This is a genomic window from Methylobacterium sp. 001424705 (assembly GCF_059816145.1).
On the sequence record NZ_JCBANU010000018.1, the window covers coordinates 45798 to 62510 of the forward strand.

The 16713-nt window shown below is 68.8% G+C and carries 14 protein-coding genes; 10 read left to right on the top strand and 4 right to left on the bottom strand.

The annotated features are described in order from the left end of the window. The first annotated feature begins 8 nt into the window (after window positions 1–8). A complete protein-coding gene (locus tag AC6EUL_RS14545; RefSeq protein WP_056277137.1) occupies window positions 9–446 on the top strand; it encodes a PRC-barrel domain-containing protein in 438 nt (145 codons plus the stop codon). 33 nt (window positions 447–479) lie between these two features. Here the strand turns inward: AC6EUL_RS14545 and AC6EUL_RS14550 are convergent, their stop codons facing one another. After that, window positions 480–1139, bottom strand: coding sequence for a response regulator (locus tag AC6EUL_RS14550; protein WP_082487530.1), 660 nt, complete (start codon window positions 1137–1139; stop codon window positions 480–482). A gap of 143 nt (window positions 1140–1282) precedes the next feature. On the opposite strand from AC6EUL_RS14550, the gene AC6EUL_RS14555 reads away from it, so the two are divergent. The 6 genes from AC6EUL_RS14555 (at window position 1283) to AC6EUL_RS14580 (ending at window position 9073) form a co-directional block, all read left to right on the top strand. Then, entirely contained in the window at window positions 1283–2470 is a 1188-nt protein-coding gene (locus tag AC6EUL_RS14555; RefSeq protein ID WP_056216030.1) for an FIST N-terminal domain-containing protein, read from the top strand. After that, window positions 2467–3822, top strand: a complete 1356-nt coding sequence (locus AC6EUL_RS14560) for an ATP-binding response regulator (RefSeq protein WP_499870880.1) — start codon at window positions 2467–2469, stop codon at window positions 3820–3822. Before AC6EUL_RS14555 ends, AC6EUL_RS14560 begins: the two co-directional genes overlap by 4 nt. 323 nt (window positions 3823–4145) lie before the next feature. After that, window positions 4146–6119 (top strand): acyl CoA:acetate/3-ketoacid CoA transferase, encoded by a 1974-nt coding sequence (locus AC6EUL_RS14565; RefSeq protein ID WP_056216025.1) that lies wholly within the window; start codon window positions 4146–4148, stop codon window positions 6117–6119. Between the two features lie 55 nt (window positions 6120–6174). Beyond that, complete coding sequence (locus AC6EUL_RS14570; RefSeq protein ID WP_499870883.1) at window positions 6175–7125, top strand: LysR family transcriptional regulator; 951 nt, start codon at window positions 6175–6177, stop codon at window positions 7123–7125. Window positions 7126–7316: 191 nt separating this feature from the next. Next, the gene (locus tag AC6EUL_RS14575) at window positions 7317–8072 is read left to right on the top strand and encodes a glucose 1-dehydrogenase (RefSeq protein ID WP_056352272.1); all 756 of its coding nucleotides are present in this window, start codon (window positions 7317–7319) and stop codon (window positions 8070–8072) included. 80 nt (window positions 8073–8152) lie between these two features. Beyond that, a complete protein-coding gene (locus tag AC6EUL_RS14580; protein ID WP_499870885.1) occupies window positions 8153–9073 on the top strand; it encodes a bestrophin family protein in 921 nt (306 codons plus the stop codon). Between the two features lie 121 nt (window positions 9074–9194). Here AC6EUL_RS14580 and AC6EUL_RS14585 read toward each other — a convergent pair whose 3' ends face one another. Together AC6EUL_RS14585 and AC6EUL_RS14590 are read right to left on the bottom strand one after the other, a co-directional pair. Next, window positions 9195–10076 (bottom strand): AraC family transcriptional regulator, encoded by an 882-nt coding sequence (locus tag AC6EUL_RS14585; protein ID WP_499870887.1) that lies wholly within the window; start codon window positions 10074–10076, stop codon window positions 9195–9197. Window positions 10077–10263: 187 nt separating this feature from the next. Next, a complete protein-coding gene (locus AC6EUL_RS14590) occupies window positions 10264–11376 on the bottom strand; it encodes an asparaginase (protein WP_156649818.1) in 1113 nt (370 codons plus the stop codon). Window positions 11377–11629: 253 nt separating this feature from the next. On the opposite strand from AC6EUL_RS14590, the gene AC6EUL_RS14595 reads away from it, so the two are divergent. From AC6EUL_RS14595 to AC6EUL_RS14605, 3 genes are all read left to right on the top strand, one after another. Beyond that, the gene (locus AC6EUL_RS14595) at window positions 11630–12562 is read left to right on the top strand and encodes a LysR family transcriptional regulator (protein WP_056216016.1); all 933 of its coding nucleotides are present in this window, start codon (window positions 11630–11632) and stop codon (window positions 12560–12562) included. Window positions 12563–12753: 191 nt separating this feature from the next. Beyond that, a complete protein-coding gene (locus AC6EUL_RS14600; RefSeq protein ID WP_056216013.1) occupies window positions 12754–13053 on the top strand; it encodes a hypothetical protein in 300 nt (99 codons plus the stop codon). 477 nt (window positions 13054–13530) lie between these two features. After that, on the top strand, window positions 13531–15609 hold the full coding sequence (locus tag AC6EUL_RS14605) for a TonB-dependent siderophore receptor (RefSeq protein WP_200927247.1): 2079 nt from the start codon (window positions 13531–13533) through the stop codon (window positions 15607–15609). Window positions 15610–15652: 43 nt separating this feature from the next. Here the strand turns inward: AC6EUL_RS14605 and panB are convergent, their stop codons facing one another. Next, window positions 15653–16477: a 3-methyl-2-oxobutanoate hydroxymethyltransferase gene (panB, locus tag AC6EUL_RS14610; RefSeq protein WP_056277125.1), complete on the bottom strand. Its 825-nt coding sequence runs from the start codon at window positions 16475–16477 to the stop codon at window positions 15653–15655. Window positions 16478–16713: the final 236 nt, after the last annotated feature.

Here is a 16713-nt window from a genome sequence, read left to right on the forward strand (position 1 = left end):
GAATGCGCATGCCGACGGACCTCCCGAACGAGCGCAGCATCCGCCCGACCGGCTCGATGGAGCTCGACCCCTCGGCCGAGGGCGTCGCGATCGACGAGACCCGGCGCCTGATCGCGTCGAACAAGGTCGAGGGCACCGCCGCCTACAGCCGTGAGGGCGAGTCGATCGGGACCGTCTACAACTTCATGGTCGACAAGGTCTCGGGCCAGGTCGCCTACGCCGTCATCTCCTTCGGCGGCTTCCTCGGGCTCGGCGAGAGCTACCATCCCGTGCCCTGGCGGGCGCTGACCTACAGCGTCGATCTCGGCGGCTACATCGTGGACATCGACCGCGACACCCTGGCGGGGGCGCCGACCCACGGCCCCGGCGAGGATCCCTTCGCCGACCCGGCCTTCGGCGGGCGCGTCGACGGCCATTACGGCGGCTCCAAGGTTCCCACGGCCTGAAGGGACCCGCCGCTCGAGGGCTCGCCGGGCCGGTCAGCTCTCGGGCGCCGCCAGGATCCGGTCGAAGTCGAGGAGCGCCGTCTCGATCACGATCTGCGTGCGGCTGATGACGTCGAGCTTGCGCAGGATCTCGGAGACATGGGCCTTTACGGTGGAATCCCCGACCTGGAGCTCGTGCGCGATCTGCTTGTTGAGCTTGCCCTGGCGGATCATCGCCAGCACCCGCACCTGCTGCGGCGTGAGGCTCGCGACCCGCTCGGCGATCGGCGCCTTGCGGGCGGATGACGGGGGCAGGGTCGCGTTCGGCAGGCTCGCCGGTACCCAGAGTCCTCCGGCAAGAACGTCGGCGATGGCCCGTGTCAGCGTCGCCTTGTCGACCGCCTTGGGCACGAAGCCGGCGGCGCCGTGATCCAGCGCCTCCCGGATGATCCGCGGATCCTCCAGTCCGGAGACGACTAGGATCGGGACCCGCGGCGCCTGCGCCCGGATCGCCAGCAGGCCTTCGAAGCCGGTCACGCCCTGCATCGACAGGTCGAGGAGAATGATCTCGATGGCGGCCTGCGCCGCCAGCACGGCACAGGCGCTGGCGATGCCGTCGGCCTCGTGCAGCGTCGCGTCCGGGTAGGCGAGCCCCACCGCGCTGGCGAGCGCGTCGCGAAAGAGCGGGTGATCGTCAACGATGAGGAGATGCATGCCCGTTCCGCCCGGTGCGTGCGCCCCTGTTCCCGAGCTGTTCGGTGCCGCATTGCGCGGGAGCCGGCCGCCCGACATACTCGTGTCACCGCGGAGAACCGGGCGTCAAGTCCGGCACGCGACGCGCAGGCGGGGAATGGAACGTGGCACAGGGGACGCAGGTGCGCACGCATCTGTGCGGCATCACGACGGCGTGGACGGACGCCGCCGCGGCCGACGGGGCCATCGCGGAGATCGGCGCGGCCATCGGCCCGCGTCCCGTCGCCCAGATCGTGGCCTTCTTCTCGGCCGATTACGACGTCGAGATCCTGAATCGCGAACTCAGCGCGCGCTTTCCGGGCGCGGGCATCGCGGGCTGCACCATGTCGGGCGGCATCTCGCCGGCGGGCGGCCTCGATCGCGGCCTCGTCGTGATCGCCTTCCCGAAGGCGGGCTTCCGCATCGTTTCCACGCTCTTGGACGCCATCGACCACCTCGACGTGGAGCGGACCGCTTCCAGCGTACGGACCCTGCGCCGAAGCCTCGACGGCGCGGGCGCCGATCCGGCATCCGGCCGCTGCTTCGCCCTCTCGCTAATCGACGGGCTCACCAACGCCGAGGAGACGGTGGTCTCGGCCATCGCCTGGGCCCTGGACGGCATACCCCTCGTGGGCGGCTCGGCGGGCGACGACCTCACCTTCCGCGAGACGGTGCTGCTCCATGACGGCCGAATCCATCAGCGCGCCGCCGTGCTGCTCCTCGTGGATTCGGATTTCCCGATCCAGATCTTCAAGAGCGACAATTTCGAGCCGACCGCGACCAAGTTCGTCGTCACCGCCTCCGACGACGAGCAGCGTACCGTCCACGAGCTCAATGCGGAACCGGCGGCGCGCGAATACGCCATGGCGGTGGGGCTCGATCCGGAGCGCCTGTCGCCGATGAGCTTTGCCGCCTATCCGCTCGCGGTGAAGGTCGGTGGCGAGTATTTCTGCCGATCAATCCGGCGCATGAACGCGGACGGCTCGCTCAGCTTCTTCTGCGCCATCGACGAAGGCGTGGTGCTCACCCTGGCGCGCCCGCGCGACATCGTGGCGGCCACGGAAGCCGAACTCGCCCGCCTCGACGCGGCGCTGGGCGGCATCGATCTCGTCATCGGCTTCGAGTGCGTGCTGCGCCGCCTCGATGCCGAGAGCCGGCAGGTGCGGCACGGCATCGTCGACCTCTACCGGCGCTACGACATCGTGGGCTTCGACACCTACGGCGAGCAGTACCGGTCAATGCACCTCAACCAGACCTTCACGGGCATCGCCATCGGGCGGGGCGAGCCGGCCCGCGGCGAGGCCGAGCCATGATCCTGCCGCCCGAGGCCGCGTCCCCCGCCCCGGAGGAGGACGCGAACCTGCGGCGCATCGCCAAGCTGGAGCGCATCAACGCCGCCCTGATGGCCCATGTGGAGCGCAGCATGGACCAGCAGGGCGGGGCCTATTCCCTGTTTCAGACCGCCACCATGCTGGAGGGGCGCGTCCGCACCCGCACAGAGGAGCTGACCGGGCTGATGCACCGCCTGGAGCGCTCCAACGCCGCCCTGGTGGCGGCCAAGGAGGAGGCCGAGAACGCCAACCGCTCGAAGACCCGCTTCCTCGCGGCCGCGAGTCACGACCTCCTGCAGCCGCTCAACGCGGCCCGGCTCTCGGCCTCGGCCCTGGCCGACCTCGGGCTCGGTCCGGAGGCCGCGGCGATCTCGGGGCAGATCGAGCGCGGGCTCCAGATCATCGAGGACCTGATCAAGACCCTCCTCGACATCTCGAAGCTCGATGCCGGTGTGGTACGCCCGGCGATCAAGCCGGTGGCCCTCGGCGAGCTTCTCGCCGGCATCGCGGCGAGCTTCCGGCCCTTCGCCGAGCGCAAGGGGCTGCGCCTCACCGTGCGCGGGCCCGACCTCGCTGTGGCGAGCGATCCGATGCTGCTCCAGCGCATCCTGCAGAACCTCGTCTCGAACGCCATCCGCTACACCCGGCAGGGCGGCGTGCTGGTGGCGATCCGCCACCGCGGGGACGCCTGCCGCATCGAGGTGCTCGACACAGGCTGCGGCATCGCGCCGGCGGAGCAGGGCCTGGTCTTCGAGGAATTCTTCCGGGGGGGTGCCGAGGGGGAGGGGGGCGAGCCGGGCCTCGGCCTCGGCCTCTCCATCGTGCGCCGCATGGCGCAGGCCCTCGATCATCCCCTCGATCTCGCCTCCCGGGTCGGGCGCGGCACCCGCATGGCCCTGACCGTCCCGGTGAGCCTGACGCCGCCGGAGCGCGCGGTTCCGTCCGCCCCCGCGACGACCCGGCTCACCGGCGCGCGGGTGCTGGTGGTGGAGAACGATCCGCCCACCGCCGATGCCCTGGAGCGCCTCCTGCGCACCTGGGACGCCGAGGTCTGCGTGCATCGCGACCTGGCCGGGGTGGCGGCGTCGCTGGCGGCCGGGAAAAGCCTGCCGGATCTGCTCATCCTCGACTACCATCTCGACAACGGCGCCTGCGGCCTCGACGTGGCGATCCACCTTCAGGCCCGTGCCGAATCCCGTTTGCCGGTCATCGTCACCACCGCCAACCACTCTCCGGAGATCGAGGCGCAGGTCGCCGAATTCGGGGCGCAACTCGTCCATAAGCCGGTGCGGCCGGCCGAGTTGCGGGCGCTCCTGACCTATCTGCTGACGTAAGGGGGCTCCCGAAGGATGCGCATCCCAAGAGTATTTTGAATAATCTTGGCCGTGTCGGAGGCATCGTTCCGTCTTGGTGCATCCCGGCCGCAGGAACGCAAAATCTTTTGCGGCCGCACTGTTAGTTCAATTTGATGCGCGATTGAAAAATTTGCATTGCACCAAGATAGAATTGCGCTGCAACGAGAGTTGGAGTGCCCTTGCGAAGCTTCCTGCGGATCTTTACGCTGTCGCGCCAGAATAAGACTTCCCCATGTGCGGCCCGCTCCAGGCTCTGACCTGCCGCCCGTCGCCGGCCTGGGGTGCGGAGGACGGCCCGGTTCATGAAGAAAAACAAGGTCATCACGGCTGGCGAAGCGATCGCTCTGATCCGGCACAACGACGTGGTCACCACGACGGGCTTCGTCCAGAGCTGCATTCCGGAGGCGCTGCACGCTGCCCTGGAGAAGCGCTTCGTCGACACCGGCGCACCCCGTGACCTGACCCTGATCATGACGGCGGGGGCCGGCGACAGCAAAGGCCTCGGCACCGGGCGCCTGCACCACGAAGGCCTGCTGAAGCGCGTCATCGCCGCCAATTTCGGCCGCATGCCGAAGGTCGCCAAGGCCGCGCAGGAAGACAAGATTCTCGGCTACAACCTGCCCCAGGGCGTGATCTCACAGCTCTACCGGGCCTGCGCCGCCGGCCAGCCGGGACTGTTCTCCAAGGTGGGCCTGCACACCTACGTGGATCCGCGCCACGGCGGCGCCCGGGTCAACACCGTGACCCAGGACGAAATCGTCAAACTGGTCGAGGTTGATGGCGAAGAGTGGCTGTTCTACACCGCCACCAAGATCGACGTCGCCTTCATCCGAGGCACCTCGGCCGATCCGTCGGGCAACATCTCCTTCGAGAAGGAGGCGCTGACCCTGGACTGCCTCGCTCAGGCCATGGCGGCGCGCAACAACGGCGGCATCGTCATCGCGCAGGTCGAGCGCATCGTCGATGACGGCTTCCTGCTGCCCAAGGACGTCCGCGTGCCCGGCATCCTGGTGGATTGCGTGGTGCTCGCCGAGCCCGAGATGCACCGCATGAACTACGGCGTGCAGCACGATGCGGCGCTGGCCGGCCAGATCCGCGTGCCCGTGAGCGGCATGAAGAAGATGCCCCTCGACGCCCGCAAGGTCATCGCCCGGCGCGCGGCCTTCGAGCTGCCACCCAACGGCGTCGTCAACCTCGGCGTCGGCGCTCCCGAGGGCATCTCGGCGGTGGCCAACGAGGAGAAGGTCACCCCCTACATCACCCTGACCACCGAGGCCGGCGCGGTCGGCGGCGTGCTCGCGTCGGGGTCGAGCTTCGGCGCGGCAACGAACGCCGATTGCGTCATCGACCAGAACCAGATGTTCGACTTCTACGACGGCGGCGGCCTCGACATGACCTGCCTCGGCCTCGCCGAGTGCGACCAGCACGGCAACGTCAACACCAGCATGTTCGGTGGGCGCCTCAACGGCTGCGGCGGCTTCATCAACATCAGCCAGAACGCCCGCTCGGTGGTCTTCGCCGGCACCTTCACGGTGGGCGGCCTGGAGACCGTGATCGAGGACGGCAAGCTCCGGATCGTCACGGAAGGGCGCTCGCAGAAATTCCTGCCGCAGGTCGAGCAGATCACCTTCAGCGGGCACTATGCGCAGATGCGCTCACAGCCGGTGATCTACGTCACCGAGCGCTGCGTCTTCCAGCTCACCGACGAGGGGCTGGAACTCATCGAGGTGGCCCCCGGCATCGACATCGAGCGGGACATCCTGCCCCATATGGGCTTCCGGCCGATCATCAAGCAGCCGATGCCGATGGATGCCCGCCTGTTCCGCGACGAGCCGATGGAACTGCTCGCCGACCTCTTGAACCTCAACCTGCCGGAGCGGGTGAGCTACGACACCGAGCGCAACATCCTGTTCGTGAACCTGGAGGGCTGGCACGCCCGCGCCAAGAGCGACCTCGACGACCTGCGCATGGTGCTGGTGGGGGCCTGCAAGAAGGCCGGCCAGCGGGTCAACACGGTGGTCAACCACGACGGGTTCCGCATCAACGAGAACCTCTACGACGACTACGCCCACATGATCCAATACCTGCAGGCGAATTACTATCTCACCACCACGCGCTACGCGACCAGCGCCTTCCTGCGCCTGAAGATGGAAGAGGCCCTCAACCGCCGCGGCCTCGCCCCCCACGTCTTCGAGCGCAAGGAGGACGCCCACGCCTTCCTCGAAGGCGCCGGCAAGGTGCGCCGCGCCTCCACGGCGATCGCCTCGGCGGCGTGAATCGAAGGGCGTCGTCGGCCCGGACGCCGGCGTCGCGCCACGTTGAGGCGCGCTCATGGTTCTTGCGTCGGCGCTTCCGCGCCGGCACAACCGGTCCGTGCCACCCCCTCGTCCCAGCCTGCCGGCCCTCGGGGCCTTCCTGGCGATCGCGAAGCATCGCAGTTTCCGGCGTGCGGGCCTCGAACTCGGCGTCAGCGCCTCGGCCCTGAGCCATGCCCTGAAGGGTCTCGAGACGCAGCTCGGGGTTCGCCTCCTCAACCGGACCAACCGGAGCGTTACCCTCACCGCCGCCGGCGAGGATTTTTTCGCGTCGCTCGATGGGCCCTTCCTGGCGATCGGGCAGGCCGTCGAGGCGCTGAACCGCCATCGCGGTGCGCCGGCCGGGCGCGTGCGCCTCAACGTGCTGGAGCACGCAAGTGCGCTCCTCCTCGCCCCAGTCCTTCCGGTCTTCCTCGCCCGCTACCCGGACATCGCGATCGATGTGCGCGTGGCGAACCGCCTGCTCGACGTGGTCGACGCGGGCGCCGATGCCGGGATCCGCTACGGCGACACGGTCCCGGAGGACATGGTCGCGCAGCGCCTCTCCGCCGACATCCGCTGGGTCGTGGTGGGCGCGCCCGCCTATCTGGAGCGCTTCGGGGTGCCGGCGCATCCCCACGACCTTCTCGCCCATCGCGGCCTGCGCGTCCGGCTCGGCGACGACCGCATCTATCATTGGGAGTTCGAGCGGCACGGCGAGGCCATCGCCGTCGATGTGCCGGGGGCGCTGACCCTCGACAGTACCGGCCTCGCGGTGGCCCTCGCCCAGGCCGGAGCGGGCCTCGCCTACCTGCCCGAACCCTGCGTGACGCCGCTGGTCCGGGCGGGCGCGCTCCGGTGCGTGCTCGGCGACTGGTCTGCGTCCGGCGCCGCCTTCTACCTTTACTATTCGGGGCGCCGTCAGCTGCCGACGGGCCTGCGTCTGCTCATTGCCCTCATCCGCGAGATGCGCCCGCTCGGCTTCTAGGTCGCGGCGGATCGGCCGGGCACGATGAACGGGACTCATCGCTCCGATGAGGCGATGCCGGCTCACGCCTCGTTTTCGCCCCGCCTACATCGCGGTGGGCGCTCCGGATCGAGGGGCCGATGGCGACGCGGTCATCGGGACATTCCGCGAATCCGGGACGTCCCGCTTCCCGAACCCGTGAGGTCCCGCCCATGTCCCGTCCCGATCGATTCACCGGCCGTGTCGCCCTCGTCACCGGAGCCGCGAGCGGCATCGGGCGCGCCACCGCCATCGCCTTCGCCCGGGAAGGGGCCCGCGTCGCCATCCTCGATCGGACCGAGGCCGCGCTGCAGCCGACCGCGGAGGCGATCCGGGAGGTCGGCGGCGAGGGGCTGGTCCTCGCCTGCGACATCGCGTGGCCGGAGCAGGTGGAGGCGGCGATCACCGAGACGGTCGCGACCTTCGGCCGGCTCGACATCGCCTTCAACAATGCCGGCGTCGAGAACGTCGCGGCACCGGTGGCGGAGATCGCCCTCGCGGACTGGGACCGCATCCTCGACATCAACCTGCGCGGCACCTTCGTCTGCATGAAGCACGAGATCGCGCAGATGCTGCGCCAGGGCGGCGGCGTGATCGTGAACACCGCGTCCGGCGCCGGCATTCGGGGCGTCGCGGGGGGCGCCAGCTACGCCGCCTCGAAGCACGCCGTCATCGGTCTCACCAAGTCGGCCGCCCTCGACTACGCCACCGCCAACATCCGGGTGAACGCTGTCCTGCCGGGCAACATCGCGACGCCGATGATGGACCGGTTCACCGGGGGCGACATCCAGAAGGCGATCGACCTGGAGCCGGTCGGCCGCCTGGGCCGGCCCGAGGAGATCGCCGAGGCGGTCCTGTGGATGAGCGCCGAGCTGGGCGCCTTCGTCACCGGCGCCGCGATCTCGGTCGATGGCGGCTGGTCGCTCTGATCCTGCCGTCCGCGGTTCGGCTCGCCCCCGTCGAGGCCGCCGCGGTTGCGGGACGCGCCGCGGCCTGAGAAGACGGAGGGATGATCGTCCGTTCGCGCCCGAGCCTCCTCGACATCCTGTTCACCCTGCGCGGCTCGATCCTGCCGAAGGTCGCCCTCAAGGTCGGGGGCATTACCCTGGTGGCGGTGGTCGTGGTGGCGGTGGAGCGGCGCTGGCCCGAGGCGTTCCCGATCACCGCCGGCGTCGGGCCCTTCACCCTGATCGGGATCGCCCTGTCGATCTTCCTGAGCTTCCGAAACAGCGCCTGCTACGACCGTTGGTGGGAGGGCCGCCGCGCCTGGGGCAGCCTCGTGGTCGAGACCCGGGGGCTCGCCCGGCTCGTGACCGCCCTCCTGCCGGGGGAGCCCGTCGAGCCCCTGCGCGGACGTACCCTGCGGCGGCTCTCGGCCTTCGCCCACGCCCTGCACGCGCAGCTCCGCGGCGGCGATCCTCAGGCGGCGGCCGCGCCCTGGCTTCCGGAGGCAGAGGTCGCGCCGCTGGCCCGGCATCCGAGCGCGGCGGATGCGGTGCTGGCCGGGCTCACCGCCGATCTGGCCGGGGCCTATCGTCAGGGTGTCCTCACCGACGTGCTGTTGGCCGCCCTGGAGCACAAGATCGCCGCCCTGGCACAGGTCCAGGTGGTGTGCGAGCGCATCCAGAACACCCCGCTGCCCTTCGCCTACACCCTGCTCCTCTACCGCACGGCGTGGATTTACTGCCTGCTGCTGCCCTTCGGCCTCGCGGCCTCCCTCGGCTGGGCGACGCCGGTGGCGACGGCCCTGGTCGCCTACACCTTCTTCGGCCTCGATGCCCTGGGCGACGAGTTGGAGGAGCCCTTCGGCCTCGCGCCGAACGACCTGCCCCTCGACGCGCTGCTGCACACCGTCGATGGCATCGTCCTCGACGCTCTCGGCGAGACCGCGCCGCCGCCTCTGGTGCCGAAGCGCTACCTGCTGACGTGAGGGGGCCGCCCCACGTGCATCCGATGGTGCCGGCCCGGCGCCTCGGCTGAGGTCTGGGAGGGGTGGAGCGTGGCCTGTCGGCTTCAGGCGGGGAAGCGAGACACGTCGCCTTTGCGCAGGGTTATTTCAGCGGCAGGAACACCTCCGCGACCGCCTCGTGCTCCGGCATCTCCGGGAAGAACGAGAGGCGCTGGCAGTAAAGCGGGAAATCCCGCGCCTCCTCGCCGCTGGCCGGGAGCCACCCGCGATAGAGATAGAGTGCGGGAGGCTCCAGATTGTCGGTGTTGCCAACGACCCGCAGCACCGCACAGCGTCCGCCCGGGATTTCGCCGACCTTGATTTGCTTCCCGTTCGCCGCGATCGGCTGGTCGGTTCCGACACAGAGGTCAACGCCATAGTCGGCGGGCGACAGGGGACGCCGGTCGGACCGCCAGACGGTGAAGGTCGGGTTCGTGCTGGGGCGCAAGCCGGCGGCCTTCCGCCATTCGATGAACCGCCGAATGGGAGCCCCGAGCGTCGCCGGATCACCGCGGTGCTCCATGATCGCCACCCGCGTCGATGGCACATCGCGGATCGTCACGTCGTCGGGCGTGAATGTTCTCAGCATGAGCGTGTTCCTCGCGTTGTCGAGAGGCCCGAAGGCCGCGAGCCACGATCCCCAGTCGGGAGCCTTGCTGAAAGACGACGGCGACTGCCCAAACCGTTGCCGAAAGGCACGGGCGAAGGCATCTGGTGCGTCGTAGCCGGCATCCATCGCCACTTCCGTGACGCTTTGGGCATCCCTGTAGGCCAACCGGTATGAAGCGCGCTTCATGCGAGCAAGCTGAACGTAGCGGTGCACGGACATCCCGAAGGTCGCCGTGAACTGCCGATGGAAATGGAACTTCGAGAAAGCCGCGATGGCGCTGACCGTCTCCAGATCCAGATCGTCGTCCAGGTGCCGATCGATGTGATCCAGCACCCTCCGCATCCGGGCGTGGTAGTTTCGGAGCGCCGCACTCATCGTCCCGACCTTCGTGGCGCGACCAGCTAGGCGCAGACGGGCATGACTTGCTCGACCGATCTTGCGGTTCGGCGCGGGCTGTATGCTGCTCCGAAGTCTGTTCGCGGGCGAGCCGTATCCTCGCGTGAAGGGCAGATTTGGGTCGACGGCGGATACGTCCCGAAGCGTCCGCCATCGATCCGAGGTGTCAGTATTCCCAGAAGATCCGCTGCAGCTCCTTCGAGTCCTGCGTCTTCGTCAGGGCGACGGCGGCGAGGATCTTGGCCTTCTGCGGGTTGAGGTCGTGGGCGACCACCCAATCGTACTTGTCGTCGGGCTGCTCGGCGTTGCGCAGGACGAAGCCGTCGCCGACGCGCGAGGAGCGGATGATCTGCACGCCCTTGGAACGGATGTCCTTCAGGGTGTCCACGAGGTAGCCCGCCACCGAGCCGTTGCCGGTGCCCGCATGGATGATCGCCTTGGCGCCGCCCGCCACCGCGCTGGTGTAGGCTTCGGGGTGCATGTTGCCCGAGCCGTACACGATGGCGACCTCGGGGAGGCTGTCGATGCCGTCGATATTGAATTCGGAGGTGGTGCCGTGGCGCTTCACCGGCGCGCGGAACCAGTAGGTCTTGCCCTCCACCACCATGCCGAGCGGACCCCACTGGCTGAAGAAGGCCGAGGGCTTGATGTTCACGCGCTTGGTGGTGTCGCGGCCGGCCTGGATCTCGTCGTTCATGGTCAGCAGCACGCCCTTGGCGCGGGCATCCTTGGCGCCGGCCACGGTGACGGCGTCGAGGAGGTTGAGGGCGCCGTCCGCCGAGATCGCGGTCGAGGGCCGCATCGAGGCCACCATCACGATGGGCTTGTCGGTCTTCACCACGAGGTCGAGGAAGTAGGCCGTCTCCTCCACGGTGTCGGTGCCGTGGGTGACGACGACGCCGTCGACGTCGTCGCGCTTGACCAGGGCCGAGACCTTCTTGGCGAGCTCGATGAGCTGCGCGTTGGTGAAGCTCTCCGAGGCGATCTGGAACGCCTGCTCGCCGCGCACGTCCGCCACCCCGGCGATGGCCGGCACGGCGGCGATGAGCTTGTCCACCGGCACCTTGGCGGCCTGGTAGGTGGCGCTGTTGGCCGCATCCGCGCCGGCGCCCGCGATGGTGCCGCCCGTGGCGACGATGACGACGCGGGGCTTGGCCGCAGCGGCGGGGGCGGAGGCCGTCTCGCCGGGCTTGGCCGGAATCGGGCCCTCCAGCGCGATCGCGGGGAGGGCGGTTCCGGCCATCAGGGCCATCAGGGCGATCGGCAGGGTACGGCGCATGGGAACACTCGGGTCGTTTCGGGAGCGGCATTGTGGCGCCGCGCACCGGCGAGGCCCAGCCGAAAAACGCGCCCGTGACGGGTCAATCCCGAGGCATCCGGAAAACCGTCATCGGGGAGGTTGGATCGCGCGAGCCACCGGGCTGTCTCGGGGGCCGTCCTGACCGGAAGATCCGGCGGGGGCCTTGCACACCCGCCCGTCCGGGGCGAGGAGGCTGTGCGGTACTGCAGGGATCGAGCGGAACGAACCGATCATGACCATCGATCACATCGATCTGTCCCGGGTCGACCTCAATCTGCTGGTCGCCCTCGACGCGCTCCTGGCCGAGCGCAGCGTGACCCGGGCGGCCGCCCGCATCGGCATCGGCCAGTCGGCGATGAGCAGCAGCCTGGCGCGCCTGCGCACCCTGTTCTCCGACGAGCTCCTGACGCGCGCGCCCGAGGGCATGCGTCCGACGCCCCGGGCTCTGGCGCTGGCCGAACCGGTGCGGACCCTGCTGCGGCAGGTCCAAGCGCTGGTGCGTCGCGATGCCGAGTTCGATCCGCGTACGGTCACCCGCACCTTCACCATCGGCCTACCCGACAGCGCCGAGGTGCTGATCGGCCCCCGCCTCCTCGCCCACCTGCGACGGGAGGCGCCGGGCATCAGCCTGCTGCTGCGGTCCATCGACCGCATCCGCATCCTGCAGGAGCTCGATGCGGACCGGGTCGACCTCGGCATCGGCTTCTTCTCTGAGGGGCAGACCCACCACAAGCAGCGCCTGCTCTATCGCGACAGCTATCTCTGCATGTTCAATGCCGACCTCGTCGGCCTGACGCCGCCGATCTCGCTCGACGACTACCTACGCTTTCCCCACGTGCTCACCAGCCTGAAGGAGACCGCCCACGGGGTCGTGGACGATGCCTTGGCGCGGCTCGGGCGCCGGCGCACCCTGGCGGTGACGACGCCGCGCTTCCTCGCGGTGCCGTTCCTGGTGCGCAGTGCGCCCGTCCTGACCACGATGCACGCCCGACTCGCGACCTTCTTCGCCGGGGCGCTGGGCCTCACCGTGAGCCCGGCCCCGGTTGCCCTGGAGGATGTCGCGATCTCGATGCTCTGGCACGCCTCCTACGACGACGATCCCGCCCATCGCTGGCTGCGCCGGACCCTCCTCGCCCTGGTGGAGCAGCCGACCGGAACGATCTGACCGTCGGGGGGGCGGGGCGCAGCCACGGAAGCGGCACAATCCTGCGCGATTTCCGCGGCGCGTGAGGATTCGCACGGATGTGATTCACGGGAGGGCGAGGTTCGTTACCGTTCATCAACCGTTCGGTGATTCCCTCCCACAGTGACGCTTCTGGATTTGCACAGGCTCTTCGGGATCAAAGGAACGGAGCTATGAAGAACTCGCTGGTCGCGGCCCTCGTGGCTGCCTCGTTCGCCGTCGCCGCAACCCCGAGCGCCCAGGCGCGCGATGGCATCGGAGCCGGTGGGGCCGCCGCCCTCGGCGTGCTCGGCGGCCTCGCCATCGGCGGTGCGATCGCCTCGTCCCAGAACGATGGCTACTATCCCGGCCGCCCGGTCTACCGCGCCCCGCGCCCGGTCTACGTCGAGGAAGAGGTCTGCCACATGGAGCGCCGCGGGTACGTCGACGCCTACGGCTACGAGCACATCCGCCGCGTCCGCGTCTGCGAGTAAGGCAGACCGAGGGGCGAGCGGCCACTCCACGATCGGTTTCGATGTCAGGCCAGACGGCCCCGCCTCCACGGCGGGGCCGTTCTCGTTCCGGCGGCCCCCTGGCTGCGCCGCCACGCCGGAACCGTTCACCAGGGTCGTCTCCGTTTCGCCGCTTCCTCGGGAGCAACGCGCCAGCGTCCAGCCCGCAAGCATATAATTGTATTAGTTCTAAAATGTTGCTCCGCGATCACGTCGCGAAGTTGTTTAGATCTGCGCCCTAACCGGCTCGTTGACCATCTGAAAATTTTGTTTCAATTGGCCACAATACATTTGGTCGTAGGTCGAACCGTGCCGTTTTTCTTTGTGATCCCCTCCGCACAACCGAGGCGCGGTATCTTCAGCTTGAGGATGGCCCTGGCCAGTTCAGTGGCTGCCATGGTTGCGAGTGCGGTGACTCCGGCGAAGGCCCAGCAATCCAGCCCGCCGAGCGCGTCGGCCGTGACCCTGGATACCCTTGAGGTCGTCGGCGATCGTCGGGGCGGCGCCGCGATCGGCGCGGCCGAGGATCCGCGCGGACCCGTTGCCGGATACGTCGCGACCCGCTCCGTTTCGAGCACCAAGACCGACACCGCGATCATCCGGACGCCCCAGGCGATCTCCGTGGTGGGGCGCCAGCAGATCGACGACCAGAAGCCGGCCTCGCTCGCCGAGGCGACCCGCTACGCGCCGGGCGTCCGCGGCGAGACCTTCGGTGCCGACCCGCGCAACGACTGGTTCCTGATCCGCGGCTTCACCGCCCAGGAATCCGGCTACTTTCTCGACGGGCTGCAGCTGTTCACCTCGGCCTTCGCCACCTGGAAGCTGGAACCCTTCGGCCTGGAGCGGCTCGAGATCCTGCGCGGGCCGAATTCCGGCCTGTACGGCGGCGCCAGCCCCGGCGGCATCATCAATGCGGTGAGCAAACGACCCCCCATCGTGCCGATCCGCTACGTCGAGACCGGCGTCGACAACTACGGCAACGCCTATGCGGGCTTCGACATCGGCGGTCCGGTGGATGCGCCGGGCACCGAGGGCAAGCTGTTCTACCGGCTCGTCGGCCTCGGCCGGGCGGGCGGCACGCAGGTCGACTACGTCAACAACGACCGCTTCTTCTTCGCGCCCTCGATCACTTGGAAGCCGGACGCCGACACCTCGCTCACCGTCCTCGCCCAGGTGCAGCGCGACCGCGCCGGCACCCAGAACTTCCTGCCCTACGAGGGCACGGTCACGCCCGCGCCCTTCGGCTTCATCAAGACGAGCCGCTTCACCGGCGATCCGGCGACCGACCGCCTGACCCGGTCCCAGGACATGATCGGCTACGAGTTCGAGCACCGTTTCGACAACGACATCAAGTTCCGGCAGAACGCGCGCCACGGCACCGTCACCGTTAATCTCTTCAACCGGTACGGCGGCGGCTACGCCACCACGCCGGCCGCAGGCGACCTCAGCCGGTTCGACTTTTTCACCCGCGGCGCCGCAGTGCAGAGCGACATCGACAACCAGTTGGTCATTCCGTTCCGCACGGGAGATTTCGGGCACACGGTGCTGGCTGGCTTCGAGTACCGCCGCTACCAGATCGACGATTACCAGGCCTTCGGCTTCGGTCCGTCGCTGAACCTGATCCGGCCAATCTACCCCAACACACCGCTCAACCTGGGCGCGCCCTACCAGAACGCACTGATCACCCAGAACCAGTTCGCGGCCTACCTGCAGGACGAGATCACGTTCGGGAATTTCTCGATGGTGCTCAGCGGTCGCCACGACTGGGTCGCGACCGACAACGACAATCGCATCGGCGCCAGCGCCAGCCGCGATACCAGCGCCTTCAGCGGCCGCGTCGCCTTGATCTACAACGACGAGTCCGGGCTTGCCCCCTACGTGTCCTATGCGCAGGGCTTCAACCCGACCGTCGGCCTCAACGGCGTGACCGGCCAGCTCCTGCTGCCTGAGAGAAGCGAGCAGACCGAGGTCGGCCTGAAGTACAAGCCCCCGGGCTTCGACGGCTATTTCGCCGCCGCCCTGTTCGACCTGACCCGCTCGAACGTCGTGACCACCAATCCGCTCAACATTCAGCAGGTGGTGCAGACCGGCGCGGTGAACTCGCGCGGTGCCGAGATCGAGATGGTGGCCAACCTCGCGCCCGGCCTGCGGGCCGTCGCGTCCTACACCGCCTACGATCTCTCGGTGACCCGCGACCTGAACACGGCCCTCCTCGGCCGGACGCCGACCAACACCCCCGAGCAGTACGGCTCGCTGTTCCTGGACTACACGTTCCAGAGCGGCGTCTTGCGCGGCTTCGGTCTCGGCGGCGGCGTGCGTGGCGTCGGACGCTCCTTCGCGGACCAGGCCAACGAATTCCGCGTGCCGGGCTACGTCGTCGGCGACCTCGTGGCCCACTACGATTGGGAAGGCTGGCGCTTCGCCCTCAACGTATCGAACGTCTCGGACGAGCGGATCGTCAACAGCTGCAGCACCGTCACGGCCTGCTACTACGGCGAGCGCCGCCGGGTGCTCGGCAGTATCGGCTACCGCTGGTAGCCACCCGGGGTCGCTCTCGGCGGGATGACCCTGCCGAGACCGGTCACAGCGGCTGGTAGGTGTGCTCCTCGGCCGGGAAGGTGCCGGAGCGGACCTCCTCGGCATAGTCCTTCACGGCGGCCTCGATCTGGCCCCGCAGGGTGCCGAAGCGCTTCACGAATTTCGGCACCCGGTCGCTCAGGCCGAGCATGTCCTCGAGGACGAGGATCTGACCGTCGCAGGCCATGGTGGCGCCGATGCCGATGGTGGGCGTGGTGATGTCGGGGGAGGTGGCGATGGCCCGGGCCACCGGCTCGACGATGCCCTCCATCACGATGGCGAAGGCGCCGGCGTCGTTGATGGCGCGGGCATCGGCCATCAGGCGGCGCTCGCCGTCGGCCTCGCGGCCCTGCACCTTGAAGCCCCCCATGGTGTTCACCGACTGGGGGGTCAGGCCGATATGGCCCATCACCGGCACGCCGCGCTCCACCAGGAAGGCCACGGTCTCGGCAAAGCGCGCGCCGCCCTCCATCTTGATCGCCCCGGCGCCCGTCTCCTTGAGCACGCGGGCAGCATTGAGGAAGGCCTGTTGGGGGCTCGCCTCGTAGGAGCCGAAGGGCATGTCCACGACCACCAGGGCCCGCGAGGTCCCTCGGATTACGGCCTGCGCCTGGACGATCATCATCTCCAGGGTCACCGGCAGGGTCGATTCCATGCCGTGCATCAGCATGCCGAGGGAGTCGCCCACGAGGATGAAGTCGCAATACGGGTCGAGGATGCCGGCGGTATGGGCGTGGTAGGCGGTCAGCGCGATGATCTTGCGCCCCTCGGCCTTGCGCTTCGCCAGGTCGATCGCGCGGATGCGGCGGGACTGAACGGCTTGCGACATGGGACTCCACCCGGCTGGTGCGGATCGCCGGAATGCCGGCGGACCGTCTGCTGGTGGCGTCTCTATACACGGCCTCGCCCGCACGCGCGCGGGCCGAAGTAACGGTCCCCCGGCATTGTCGCCGGATCTCCGATCCGTAAAACTCTTATCTTGTCGGTGGCATACCAAATATCGCCCCCGCTGGCGACAGGTCATCTCAGCGAGGATCTGAGCGTCGTAAGTCCTGCCCGGGGGCG

Coding starts and splice junctions, on each gene's coding strand:
- AC6EUL_RS14545 (WP_056277137.1), top strand. CDS start 9: ATGCCGACGGACCTCCCGAACGAGCGCAGCATCCGCCCGACCGGCTCG.
- AC6EUL_RS14560 (WP_499870880.1), top strand. CDS start 2,467: ATGATCCTGCCGCCCGAGGCCGCGTCCCCCGCCCCGGAGGAGGACGCG.
- AC6EUL_RS14585 (WP_499870887.1), bottom strand. CDS start 10,076: ATGAGTGCGGCGCTCCGAAACTACCACGCCCGGATGCGGAGGGTGCTG.
- AC6EUL_RS14600 (WP_056216013.1), top strand. CDS start 12,754: ATGAAGAACTCGCTGGTCGCGGCCCTCGTGGCTGCCTCGTTCGCCGTC.
- AC6EUL_RS14580 (WP_499870885.1), top strand. CDS start 8,153: ATGATCGTCCGTTCGCGCCCGAGCCTCCTCGACATCCTGTTCACCCTG.
- AC6EUL_RS14590 (WP_156649818.1), bottom strand. CDS start 11,376: ATGCGCCGTACCCTGCCGATCGCCCTGATGGCCCTGATGGCCGGAACC.
- AC6EUL_RS14595 (WP_056216016.1), top strand. CDS start 11,630: ATGACCATCGATCACATCGATCTGTCCCGGGTCGACCTCAATCTGCTG.
- AC6EUL_RS14550 (WP_082487530.1), bottom strand. CDS start 1,139: ATGCATCTCCTCATCGTTGACGATCACCCGCTCTTTCGCGACGCGCTC.
- AC6EUL_RS14575 (WP_056352272.1), top strand. CDS start 7,317: ATGTCCCGTCCCGATCGATTCACCGGCCGTGTCGCCCTCGTCACCGGA.
- AC6EUL_RS14570 (WP_499870883.1), top strand. CDS start 6,175: ATGGTTCTTGCGTCGGCGCTTCCGCGCCGGCACAACCGGTCCGTGCCA.
- AC6EUL_RS14565 (WP_056216025.1), top strand. CDS start 4,146: ATGAAGAAAAACAAGGTCATCACGGCTGGCGAAGCGATCGCTCTGATC.
- panB (WP_056277125.1), bottom strand. CDS start 16,477: ATGTCGCAAGCCGTTCAGTCCCGCCGCATCCGCGCGATCGACCTGGCG.